9 protein-coding genes are annotated in these 12,331 nt (G+C 44.4%); all 9 read left to right on the top strand.

Annotation, left to right across the window (positions count from 1 at the left end):
* The first annotated feature begins 23 nt into the window (after positions 1 to 23).
* A complete protein-coding gene (locus tag NST58_RS26440) occupies positions 24 to 719 on the top strand; it encodes a BlaI/MecI/CopY family transcriptional regulator (protein WP_339244686.1) in 696 nt (231 codons plus the stop codon).
* Positions 720 to 905: 186 nt separating this feature from the next.
* Entirely contained in the window at positions 906 to 2,615 is a 1,710-nt protein-coding gene (lonB, locus tag NST58_RS26435; RefSeq protein ID WP_038573063.1) for an ATP-dependent protease LonB, read from the top strand.
* Positions 2,616 to 2,849: 234 nt separating this feature from the next.
* Entirely contained in the window at positions 2,850 to 5,213 is a 2,364-nt protein-coding gene (lon, locus tag NST58_RS26430; protein ID WP_076129428.1) for an endopeptidase La, read from the top strand.
* Positions 5,214 to 5,225: 12 nt separating this feature from the next.
* The gene (gene yihA, locus NST58_RS26425) at positions 5,226 to 5,894 is read left to right on the top strand and encodes a ribosome biogenesis GTP-binding protein YihA/YsxC (RefSeq protein WP_076277511.1); all 669 of its coding nucleotides are present in this window, start codon (positions 5,226 to 5,228) and stop codon (positions 5,892 to 5,894) included.
* Between the two features lie 102 nt (positions 5,895 to 5,996).
* Positions 5,997 to 6,779, top strand: coding sequence for a CpsB/CapC family capsule biosynthesis tyrosine phosphatase (locus NST58_RS26420; RefSeq protein ID WP_076277510.1), 783 nt, complete (start codon positions 5,997 to 5,999; stop codon positions 6,777 to 6,779).
* A gap of 135 nt (positions 6,780 to 6,914) precedes the next feature.
* A complete protein-coding gene (locus tag NST58_RS26415; RefSeq protein WP_339244682.1) occupies positions 6,915 to 8,891 on the top strand; it encodes an S-layer homology domain-containing protein in 1,977 nt (658 codons plus the stop codon).
* A gap of 119 nt (positions 8,892 to 9,010) precedes the next feature.
* Positions 9,011 to 9,790 (top strand): Wzz/FepE/Etk N-terminal domain-containing protein, encoded by a 780-nt coding sequence (locus tag NST58_RS26410; RefSeq protein WP_076277508.1) that lies wholly within the window; start codon positions 9,011 to 9,013, stop codon positions 9,788 to 9,790.
* The gene (locus tag NST58_RS26405) at positions 9,771 to 10,457 is read left to right on the top strand and encodes a CpsD/CapB family tyrosine-protein kinase (RefSeq protein WP_076277507.1); all 687 of its coding nucleotides are present in this window, start codon (positions 9,771 to 9,773) and stop codon (positions 10,455 to 10,457) included. The genes NST58_RS26410 and NST58_RS26405 overlap by 20 nt, the downstream gene beginning before the upstream one ends.
* 41 nt (positions 10,458 to 10,498) lie before the next feature.
* Positions 10,499 to 12,331: a nucleoside-diphosphate sugar epimerase/dehydratase gene (locus NST58_RS26400; RefSeq protein WP_076277506.1), complete on the top strand. Its 1,833-nt coding sequence runs from the start codon at positions 10,499 to 10,501 to the stop codon at positions 12,329 to 12,331.

Genomic DNA, 12,331 nt, shown 5'->3' with positions numbered 1-12,331 from the left:
TTTGGAGGAAGGAATGAGTAAACATGAACTATGAACAAGCCCATGAAAAATTTATTGCGCATCATCTTGCAAGCAGAACGGGCGAACGGCGGGGAAGGCTGGAGAGAGGTCATGGCCACGCCGAGAAATTATTTTTGCAGAATGTCTGGTGGCCGCTTCGTGGTGATTTCAATAATCTTCATCCGGAGTATGAGGTGCTGGATTTACAAAGACGAGCTTATTTTGCTGATTTTGCTTTTTTGCCGGGGCCGATCAAGCTCTTGTTTGAGATCAAAGGGTATGCAGCTCATGTAAGAGACATGGATAGGCTGAAGTATTGTAATGAGCTAAATCGTGAAACTTTTCTGTACGGAATGGGTTATCAAGTAATTTCATTTGCCTATGATGATGTTGAACAGCGCCCTGAGTTATGTGTTACACTGCTGCGTTTGGCGCTAAGCCGCTACCAAATTGTAGATGCACCGCGTGGCAGACTGCTAATCGCTGAGAAGGAAATCATGCGTTTAGTGGTGCGTCAAGCTGGGGTGATACGCCCTAAAGAAGTCGCTGATTATTTCACGCTAGATCCCAAAACAGTACGCATGATGCTAAAGAATCTCTGTGAAAAAGGTTGGCTTACCCCTGTGAAGAGGGGAATCGGCGTCAAAAATGTTGAGTATAACTCCTCACTCCTCCGCATTCCTTCCTCTCCAACCTCCTCAACAATCTCCTTTTTTTAATATTATCTAAGCTACATTCGTACTCCCCATACTCATTAATGCCCTTATAGTTAATTATCAGAGTCTATCCTACTGCAACAATTCAACAAATCCTCAAATTCGCGTTTACTAATTACCGAAACGGCTATACTACCTAATAGTAGCCAAGGGTGGAAAGGTAGACTGAACGAAACAGGAGGATGACCTATGGAATTAAGTATAGTTGTGATGATCGTGCAGCTCTTTTTCGCGCTGGTTATCGGCGTATACTTTTGGAATCTGCTGCGGGGTCAGAAGACAAATAAGACAGCGGTAGAACGAGAGTCGCGCAAGGAACTGGACAAGTTACGGAAAATGCGGATGATTACATTAACTAAACCATTGTCGGAGAAAACACGTCCGGCTTCTATTGGAGATATTGTCGGGCAAAAAGATGGGCTGCGCGCCCTGAAAGCCGCACTTTGCAGCGCTAATCCGCAGCATGTGATTATTTATGGTCCGCCGGGAGTGGGCAAGACTGCGGCAGCGCGTGTTGTCATGGAAGAGGCGAAAAAGAATGTGCTTTCTCCTTTTAAAAGTGACGCCAAATTCACAGAGATTGACGCCACTACCGCTCGTTTTGATGAGCGTGGTATTGCTGACCCGTTGATCGGCTCTGTGCATGATCCTATTTATCAAGGTGCAGGGGCCATGGGTGTGGCGGGTGTGCCACAGCCGAAACCGGGCGCGGTCACTAAGGCGCATGGCGGGATTCTTTTTCTGGATGAGATAGGAGAGCTTCACCCTATTCAGATGAATAAGCTGCTTAAAGTGCTTGAAGACCGGAAGGTCCTGCTAGAGAGCGCTTATTATAATTCGGAGGATAATAATACTCCGGCTTATATTCATGATATTTTTCAAAATGGATTGCCTGCTGATTTCCGGCTAGTTGGCGCTACTACGCGCTCTCCGGATGAGATTTCACCTGCGCTGCGTTCGCGCTGCATGGAGATTTATTTCCGCCCGCTGCTGCCGGATGAGATTGCCGTCATCGCGCGTGACGCGATACAGAAAATTGGGCTTAAACCAAGTCCGGAAGCAGTCACTGTGGTGCAACAGTATGCAACCAACGGCCGGGAAGCAGTTAATATGATTCAACTGGCTGCTGGGTTAGCCTTAACAGAGCAGAGAGATACACTAAATGCTGCTGATGTAGAATGGGTAGCAGGTAGTAGCCAGCTTCCGCTGCGTACGGAACGCAAGATTCCTTCGGCACCGCAGATTGGATTAGTCAATGGTCTTGCCGTGTATGGGCCGGGGATGGGGACTCTGCTCGAAATCGAAGTTTCCGCAGCGCCTGCTGTGAACGGCCAAGGCAGACTGAACGTAACCGGTGTGGTGGATGAAGAAGAGATCGGTGGAGGCTCCCGCACGATTCGGCGAAAAAGTATGGCAAAGGGTTCGGTTGAGAATGTATTGACTGTACTACGTACGATGAATCTGGAGCCCGATCGTTATGATCTACATGTGAATTTCCCAGGGGGTACACCGATTGACGGACCTTCTGCTGGAGTTGCGATGGCAGTAGCAATTGTCTCCGCTATTCGTGGACTTCCCGTGGATAACACGGTAGCGATCACAGGTGAGATAGGCATCCATGGTCGAGTTAAGCCAGTGGGCGGTGTAATTGCCAAAGTAGAAGCTGCTTTTCAAGCTGGTGCCACTACAGTGCTTATTCCAAAAGAAAACTGGCAGTCTCTCTTCGCTGACCTCGCGCCATTACGCGTTATTCCAATGGAAACAGTAGAAGAGGTGTTCCGTCATCTGTTTGGTGCCGATACAGCAGATGTAAGGTTGCCTGCAGTTGCTGGAGAGCTGTTCTCCGCTGCACCTTCACTCCTGAAGGCCGATGCGGCTGGTGAATCTGCAAAGGGTTAAACTAAATTGATCCCTAATTCGAAGAATAAGGTGAGATTTGTCGCTGTAAAATAAAGGAGGCTGCAGGCAATTCTGCTGCTTCCTTTTTAAATGCTACAAGAAAGGTTGTCTCTATTTAAGGAAAAGCAAGTCGGTTCTTCTTGAAATCTAAGGACTCTGTTGGTGTTTTGGGGCTGCTTTTGTTAGAATGAATGCATATGAGATTAATTGAGAGCCATGGGAGGTGCGAAAGCGATGATGACAAATAAAACAAAAGGTCGTCGTTTTCCTTTATTGCCGCTAAGAGGGCTTCTTGTGTACCCAAGCATGGTTCTTCACTTGGATGTGGGCCGTGAGAAGTCAGTTCGGGCGTTAGAGAAAGCTATGGTTGAAGATAATTTGATTCTTCTTTGTTCCCAGTCGGAAGTGAATATTGAAGAGCCAGGTCAGGACGATATTTTTCGGGTCGGTACTGTTGCCAATGTGCGGCAAATGCTGAAGCTTCCAAACGGTACGATACGTGTACTGGTTGAAGGTGTAGAACGGGCCGAAATTATTAATTATATCGATAATGATGAGTACTATGAGGTTATGGCGCGTGAGCTGCCGGAAGATGAAGATAGCGATCAAGAATGTGACGCGCTGATGCGTACAGTACTCAATCAGTTCGAACACTATATTACGTTATCCAAAAAAGTGACCCCAGAGACCCTCGCTGCTGTATCCGATATAGAAGAGCCTGGTCGACTTGCGGATGTCATTACGAGTCATTTATCGCTAAAAATTAAGGATAAGCAAGAAATTCTCGAGACAATTGATGTCAGTAAACGGCTGGAGAAGCTTCTTGATATTCTTAATAATGAGCGTGAAGTGCTGGAGCTTGAACGTAAGATCAATCAACGTGTCAAAAAGCAGATGGAAAAGACGCAGAAGGAATATTATTTGCGTGAGCAAATGAAAGCGATCCAGAAAGAACTCGGTGAGAAGGAAGGCCGGGTAGGAGAAGCGGAAGAGCTGCGGACGCTAATGGAAGAGAAAAATGTTCCGGAACGCGTGAAAGAAAAGATGGAGAAAGAAATCGACCGTCTGGAAAAAATGCCAGTCAGCTCTGCGGAAGGCGGCGTTATTCGCAACTATGTAGATTGGCTGCTCAGTCTCCCTTGGAGTGAACAGACAGAGGATGATCTTGACATCAAAAAGGCCGAGCAGGTACTTGATGAGGATCACTACGGTTTGGAAAAACCGAAGGAACGGGTATTGGAATATTTGGCCGTTCAGCAGTTGGTTAAGAAGCTTAAGGGTCCGATTTTATGTCTTGTAGGTCCTCCAGGGGTGGGGAAAACCTCACTGGCTCGTTCCATCGCCCGCTCGCTCAACCGCAAGTTCGTCCGTATCTCGCTAGGCGGTGTACGTGATGAGGCGGAGATTCGAGGTCATCGACGGACTTATGTAGGTGCGATGCCGGGCCGGATTATCCAAGGCATGAAGACGGCGGGTACGATTAATCCGGTTATCCTATTGGATGAAATCGATAAGATGGCTGCGGATTTCCGTGGAGATCCATCTTCAGCGCTGCTTGAGGTGTTGGATCCAGAACAAAACAACACGTTTAGTGATCATTTTGTAGAGCTGCCGTTCGACTTGTCGAACGTAATGTTTGTAACAACAGCCAACGTAGTGCATAATATTCCGCGTCCTTTGCTGGATCGAATGGAAATGTTGTTCATTCCGGGATATACGGAACTGGAGAAACTGCAAATCGGCAGCCGTTATCTATTGCCTAAGCAGAAGAAAAACCACGGTCTTGCAGAAGATCAACTGATTATCGAAGACGATAGTTTATTACGCATTGTCCGCGAATATACCCGTGAATCCGGTGTTCGTAATTTGGAACAGCAGATTGCAGCATTATGCCGCAAAGCTGCGAAACAAATCGTGTCTGAGGAAAAAGAGAAAGTGGTCATTCTTCCTGACGACATCAAGGATTATCTTGGGGCTTCCAAATATCGTTACGGTATGGCCGAGCTTGAAGATCAGATCGGTACGGTCACTGGGCTGGCTTGGACTGAGGTTGGCGGTGATACATTGCTGATCGAAGTTACGGTTGTGCAGGGAACAGGTAAACTAACCCTTACCGGACAGCTTGGCGACGTAATGAAAGAGTCGGCACAGGCCGCATTCAGCTATACTCGTTCGAAGGCGGAGGAGCTGGGCCTCCAGCCCGATTTTTATGAGAAGATTGATATTCATATCCATATTCCGGAAGGTGCAATTCCGAAGGATGGTCCGTCTGCAGGGATTACGATTGCAACCGCATTGATCTCCGCGCTCACGAAACGTTATGTTTCGAAGGATGTGGCGATGACAGGTGAAATCACCTTGCGGGGACGTGTACTGCCAATTGGTGGATTGAAAGAGAAATCCCTTGCGGCTCACCGAGCTGGATATAAAAAGATCCTTCTTCCCAAAGACAATGAACGGGATTTGAAAGATATTCCTGAGAGCGTACGTAATGATGTTGAGTTCGTACCAGTATCTAATATGGATCAGGTCTTGCATCATGCGTTAGTTGAGCATCATAATGAAATTAGCAGTGAGCCACCGAGTAGTGTGCATTAGAAAGGAAGTCCTATGAAAGTTAATATTGCCGAATTTATTATCAGTGCCGTTGGCCCTGATCAGTACCCTGATGATTCCTTGCCAGAGGTTGCTCTGGCAGGGCGTTCCAATGTGGGGAAGTCTTCCCTCATTAACCGAATGATTAACCGTAAGAATCTGGCTCGGACAAGCTCCACGCCTGGTAAGACACAACACATGAACTATTACCGTATCAATGAAGACAGCATGTATTTTGTTGACTTTCCAGGTTACGGGTATGCCAAGGTTTCCAAGACGCAACGCGCGGTATGGGGTAAAATGGTTGAAAAATACCTCTCTGAGCGCGATACGTTGAAGCTTGTTCTGCTTATTGTGGACCTGCGGCATTCACCTACCAGCAATGATAAGATGATGTTCGACTGGTTGAAGCATTACGATCTTCCAATGTGTGTTGTAGCGACCAAAGCGGATAAAATTCCGAAGACGCGCTGGCAAAAGCATATCAAGACCATGAAGCAGGAGCTGGGCGTGCTGCCAGGGGATAATTTTATTCCATTTTCCTCGGAAATTGGTCTCGGCAAAGACGAGCTTTGGGGCTTAATCGATGGGTATATTCGCCCTTCTGAGAATGAATCTCCGGATTCAGAGGATGCTGAAATGATAGCAAATGAATCTCAGCAAGAGGATTCAACCGAAGCGTAAGATAAGAACTCATTTACAATCAAGCAACCATTCCTAGTACGAATGGTTGTATTTTTTTGTTTAAAACTAAAATTTCTATGGAAAAGGACCGATAGATAACATATGATAGATATTCATTGCCACATCTTACCCTTTTTGGATGACGGAGCCTCTGATTGGGAAGCCGCTCTTGCCATGGCGCAAGACGCCCACAGAGAAGGGATTACTTCAGTCATCGCCACGCCACATCACGCCAACGGTCAATATATGAATAACGCCCCCAAGATTAGAGAAGCTGTGGAGCTGATGAACGAAAGACTTCGTCAGGCTGGTAATCCACTGCTTGTTCTTCCAGGTCAAGAGATCCGTATCTACGGTGATCTGCTGAATGATCTGGAGCGGGGGGAATTGCTGAGTCTTGCAGATTCGCGGTATATTTTACTGGAAATGCCTTCATCACGAGTACCACGTAACATGGAAGAAATCTGCCACGAGCTGATCATTCAAGGTTTCGTTCCGGTCATCGCTCATCCGGAACGCAATGCTGAAATAGCTGCTGATCCTTCTAAACTAGAGAGATTGATAGAGCTAGGATCACTAGGGCAGGTAACCGCACAGAGTCTTGCAGGCGTTTTCGGGAATAAGCTTCAGAAGCTGTCACTGGAGCTATGCCGTAGAAATGCAGTACATGTATTGGCCTCTGATGCACATGACAGTGTTCATCGTCCATTTGGATTAAACGCTGCTTATGTGGTTATGGAGAAAGAACTAGGCCCTGAGCTGCGCGACTATGTTTGCGGCAATGCTCAGCAAATTATGACCAATGGCGAGGTTATTCATGGAAAACACGTACAAACAAGGAGAAACCGACAAAAATTGTTTGGATTTTTTTTCCGAAAGGGCTGACTAATCTACCTAATAGTGGTAGAATGGGTTTTATTGGGTGATTTAATGCTAAACGCAATAGTGTAGCATTTGGGCGAATGGTTCTAGGTCTATGGTAGTACAATATTTTATTACATAAGAAGAGGTGGATATTTAGTGACTTTGAAAAAGAAACTAGTAGTATCAACATTAGCAGCAAGTATGGTAGCAGCATCCGTAGCGGGTCTTCCGCTGGGTAGCCTTGGTGCGGTAGGTACAGCATCTGCGGCTACAGTTAGTAGCAGTACCGCAGTTAAGGAAAAAGTTCTTGCTGTTTACAAACAATTGTCCGCAACAGATGCAGTTTATCTCTACAATTTGAAGACTGAGGTTGCAGCGCTGGATGAGGCGACTTTCGAAAAGATTTTTGCTCCAATTCTGGATAAGCTTGCTTTGGAGCCAGAAGAAAAGACAACATCTCTTAAATTGTTCCAAAGCGTTACTAGTGTAGTCTACGACGTCTATGGCAATGACTTCTCTGGAATCCAAGTTATCCGTAACAATGACAAAAATATTGCTTTGGTGAGCAAAATTGCAACTAAAGCAGGTGTGTCTGGACTTACTGTTGATAGTGTTGCTGAATTCTTGAGCAGCATTGAAACAGAACTTCGTGCACTGGTAGGCAGCAAGTCATCGGCAGATTTGTTGGCAATTCTTACTTCTGAATCTGGTTACGATACTTTGTTGGATGAAGCTATTGCAAAAGTATTGAGCCACACAACAGGAACAGGAGCACTTACAGTAAGCCAAGCGTTGGACAAGCTTGGAGTTACTGCTAATGATGTGAAGCAAACACTGAAAAACCTGAACAATACGATTAAATCCGCGAAACCTGCGGCAAAATCACTTGCTGTTGCTTACGTTAAAGCCTATGGATTTAGCGATGGTAACGGTAATGGTAACAGTGGAAGCGGAAATGGAAGTGGAAGTGTTACAACGCCTGTAGCTCCTGTTCAAACTCCAGGAATCTATGATGTATCCAAACTTGTAAGTATTGTTGATGGTAAAGCAACTGTGAAATTGGTTGATGCTGATGTAATTAAAGAATTTGATAAGCTGGTTGCAGCGAACCCTGGTAAAACTGGTCTTACTTTGACCCTGAATCTGGGAACAATAAATGCTACTACAGTTGAAGTTCCACTTTCCCAAGCTATTATTGAAGCTGCAAAAGCTAGAGGTATTGCAAATATTGCAATTACTTTCAACGGTGTAACTGTAACGATTCCTGTAAGCCAATTCAGCACAGCGATTTCATTGACAGTAACTACAGCTAAACCAGAAGTTGTAACTTCCGTTACCAAACTGAAATTGGCTTCAGATGTGTATGAATTCACACTTAGTGTGAACGGTGTAGTACAAAGCACATTTAAACAACCAATTACTATCAAACTACCACTTAAGAATACTGATGGTCTTGATAAAGAATTGCTTTCCGTTGGTAAACTTGTATACGGCAACCTGCAATTCCAAGGCGGAGTTCTTGATGGAGAATTCATCGTAGAACCACGTGATACATTCTCTTCTTACGCAGTACTTGAGAATAAAGTATCCTTTAATGATATTGCTACTGTACAAGCATGGGCTGGTAGACAAATTCAAGTCGTAGCTGCTAAAGGCGCGATTGAAGGTGTCGGAGCAGGTAAATTTGCACCGAAGAGCAATGTAACTCGTGCTGAGTTCTCCAAAATGCTGATTCGTGCGCTTAACCTGGAAAACAACTCTGCTATACAAAGCTTTAGCGATGTAAGTTCAACTGCTTGGTATGCACCATATGTAGCTGTTGCAGCAGAAAAAGGGATTATTACTGGACGCAGTGCGGCTAAATTTGATCCTAATGCAACTATTACACGTGCAGAAATGGCAACAATGATCTCCCGTGCGTTGAAATCTATCAATCCTGATGCAAAGACTGATTCTACTGCAATCAGCAAATTCTCCGATGCTGCTAAGATCAGCGCATCTCTAAGAGATGGCGTAGCGTTTGCAGCAAGCCACAACCTGGTTATCGGAAATGCTGGTAAGTTCAACCCGAACGATACAGCTACCCGCGCTGAAGCAGCAGTAATTATCTACCGTACTATTAACTTCAAGTAAATAAAACTTATAGTAAACAGCCTCCTCTCATGTAGGTGAGAGGAGGCGCTTTTTTTGCAAATAGGGAAGATTTGAACAGGCATCGAAATATTTCAGAAATAGCTTGGGGGTAATTTCACTTGTCATCACAAGAATTGGATCTTCGCGATTATTTTCAGATCGTCAGGAAGAGACTATGGCTGATTTTCAGCATAGTTGTATTGGTGTGTGGTATTGCTGGTGTATATAGTCTGTATATTAAAAACCCAGTATATGAAGCATCTACGAAAATTATCGTTAACCAAACACCGACGCAGTCAGCGGCGGGGCAGCTTGACTTAAACCAGATTAATACCAATATTCAATTAATTAATACGTATAAGGAAATTATTAAGACTCCGGCCATCCTTGATATTGTTACAAAGGATTATCCGCAATTCAATATTACTGCGGAAGAGCTATTGAAAAAGGTTAATGTGAGTTCCGTAAATAATACGCAGGTGATGACACTTGTCGTTCGAGATAATTCTTATCAGCGGGCTGCTGAAATCGTGAATGCCATTTCACTTGTGTTCAAGGAAGAAATTCCAAGTCTATTTAATGTGGAAAATGTATCGATTCTGAATGAAGCTAAAGTGAATCCAACTGTTGAGCCAGGGCCGGTAGAACCGAATGTTTTACTGAACATGGCTATTGCTTTTATCGTTTCTTTAATGATTGGATTAGGGATTGCCTTCCTACTGGAATATATGGATGACACCCTAAAGACAGAAGCTGATATTGAAAAGTATCTTGGATTGCCTACCATAGCTATGATTACAAGATTGGGGCAAGACGAAAGCAAACAAGGTGCCGCACAAACACAGAAACAATCATCCAGAAAGGCGGGGGACCTCGAACATGTCACAGCTTCCAAATAAACAACGCCATCTGATCACCGTTACGAACCCACGCTCTCCTGTCTCTGAAGCGTTTCGCGCATTGCGCACGAATATTGATTTTTCTTCCATAGATCAGACTATTCAAGTGATTATGGTCACTTCATCCGGACCGGAAGAAGGTAAATCTACGGTATCTGCTAACCTGGCGGCAGCATATGCACAAGCAGATAAAAGAGTGTTGTTGATTGACGCCGATTTGCGGAAGCCGACGGCACATAAGACTTTTACACTAAGTAACCGTTTTGGTTTATCCTCCCTACTGTCTCAACAAGCAGTTCTCGAGGACACTGTCCAAGAGTCCGGCGTTAATAATCTTTCAATCATGACCTCAGGACCAATCCCGCCAAATCCGGCGGAAATGATGGCATCTAATCGGATGAGCACTCTTTTACAGGACTTGCGTCAGCGGTATGATGTCATTCTTATTGATACTCCACCATTATTAGCGGTTACGGATGCACAAATTGTGGCCTCGAAGAGTGATGGCGTTATTATGGTTGTCAGCTATGGTAAGGTGAAACGCGATATCGCAGTAAAAGCTAAAGCTAATCTAGATCGTGTAGGTGCAAAAATGCTCGGCGTTGTTCTCAATAATGTAAAACGTAAAGCTAGTGAAGGGTACTATTACTACTACTATGGAAATTGATTTATTCATAATTAAAAATGTTATTTTTGGAGGCACTGAAAATGACAGCGAAATCTAGAGTGGTTCTTTTATTCTTCATTGATCTTGCGATCATTTGGTTCAGTATTGTGACATCTTATATGTTCCGATTCTATGATAACTTTCCCCAAGAGTATGTAATTCAAATGTTGCAATTTGGATTGATTTCAACGGTTTCATTTGGGGGGAGTCTAATTTATTTCGGTTTGTACCGGAGAATGTGGCAATATGCCAGTATTGGCGAGATTATTTCCATTCTTAAAGCTAGCATAGTAGGTGGGGGGATTGCTTACGCTCTGGCTTTCTTTATCCTACCTGCACGTGTACCACTTGGGGTGGAGGTGCAAGCCATGGAGGCGACCCTTGTCCTAGTGGGCGGAGTTCGCTTTTTGTGGAGAGTATTTCGTAATGATCGGATCAATTACAAGGACACGCAGACCCAGACGCTTATTGTCGGGGCAGGGGATTGTGGAATATTGATTGCCAGAGAAATGATGGGACCCTCTTTTGCCCATACCAAGTTAGTAGGCTTTATTGATGACAGCATGAACAAATTTCATATGACAATAATGGGTATTCCAGTGTTGGGTAACCGTTACGCAATTCCTGCTATCGTGAAAGAACGCGGAATCCATGAGATTATAATTGCGATGCCTTCCGTTTCACGTACTGAGATTTCTGAGATCATTAATCTTGCGAAGAAGACAGGAGCTAAACTTAAGATTATTCCAGCACTAAATGATCTGATTGCTGGAAAAATATCTGTAAAGAAGCTGCGGGATGTCAGTGTGGAGGATTTACTGGGGCGTGAACCTGTCGTAGCTGATCTAAACGGTATTCTTAGTTATGTGCATAATAGAACTGTATTAGTTACAGGAGCTGGTGGATCTATCGGCTCGGAGTTATGTCGTCAAATCTCACCTTTCGCACCGGAGAAGTTATTGCTTCTTGGACACGGAGAGAACAGTATCTACACGATCGAAATGGAGCTGCGTAAAAAATTCCCTGATTTAAATATAGTTACGGTGATAGCAGATGTGCAAGACCGTAATCGCATGATGGACGTTTTCCGTAGCCATAGACCGCATGTTGTCTTTCACGCAGCAGCACATAAACACGTTCCCTTAATGGAGCGGAATCCTTCGGAAGCCATTAAAAATAATGTTTTTGGTACAAAAAATGTTGCGGATTGTGCAGATAAATACGGAGCTGAAAGATTTGTAATGATCTCTTCAGACAAAGCGGTTAATCCAACTAGTGTAATGGGTGCGACTAAAAGAATTGCTGAGATGTATGTTCAGAGTTTGGATACAACGAGTGAGACTAAGTTCTCAGCGGTGCGTTTTGGAAATGTACTTGGTAGTAGAGGAAGCGTAATACCAGCATTTAAGAAGCAAATTGAAGCTGGTGGACCGGTCACGGTTACCCATCCTGAGATGGTACGTTACTTTATGACAATACCAGAAGCTGTACAGTTAGTAATCCAATCGGGTTCCTTTGCTAAAGGTGGCGAAGTCTTCATATTAGATATGGGAGAACCTGTAAAGATTCTGACACTGGCAGAGGATTTAATTACTTTGTCTGGATATGAGCCATATGCGGACATTGACATTCAGTTCTCAGGCATTCGGGAAGGTGAGAAGTTATATGAAGAATTGCTCACCGATGAAGAGAATCTAGATTCTACACATCACGGTCGAATCTTTATTGGCAGACCTAATGTGATCAGTCAGAATCAGATGGAACTGGAATTTAAACGTTTGGAACGTGTGCTAGCGGAGGATGCGGAAGTAATACGAGAGGTCATTGATCAGATTGTACCCATGCAACCAGTTGCTCAAGCTGCAATTAGCTAA

The organism is Paenibacillus sp. FSL R10-2796 (assembly GCF_037965315.1).
Classification (GTDB): domain Bacteria; phylum Bacillota; class Bacilli; order Paenibacillales; family Paenibacillaceae; genus Paenibacillus_AQ; species Paenibacillus_AQ odorifer.
The sequence above is the reverse complement of the archived record's forward strand: the minus strand, read 5'-3'. Positions and strand labels throughout refer to the sequence as shown.

Coding starts and splice junctions, on each gene's coding strand:
- NST58_RS26405 (WP_076277507.1), top strand. CDS start 9,771: ATGTCACAGCTTCCAAATAAACAACGCCATCTGATCACCGTTACGAAC.
- NST58_RS26420 (WP_076277510.1), top strand. CDS start 5,997: ATGATAGATATTCATTGCCACATCTTACCCTTTTTGGATGACGGAGCC.
- lonB (WP_038573063.1), top strand. CDS start 906: ATGGAATTAAGTATAGTTGTGATGATCGTGCAGCTCTTTTTCGCGCTG.
- lon (WP_076129428.1), top strand. CDS start 2,850: ATGATGACAAATAAAACAAAAGGTCGTCGTTTTCCTTTATTGCCGCTA.
- NST58_RS26440 (WP_339244686.1), top strand. CDS start 24: ATGAACTATGAACAAGCCCATGAAAAATTTATTGCGCATCATCTTGCA.
- yihA (WP_076277511.1), top strand. CDS start 5,226: ATGAAAGTTAATATTGCCGAATTTATTATCAGTGCCGTTGGCCCTGAT.
- NST58_RS26400 (WP_076277506.1), top strand. CDS start 10,499: ATGACAGCGAAATCTAGAGTGGTTCTTTTATTCTTCATTGATCTTGCG.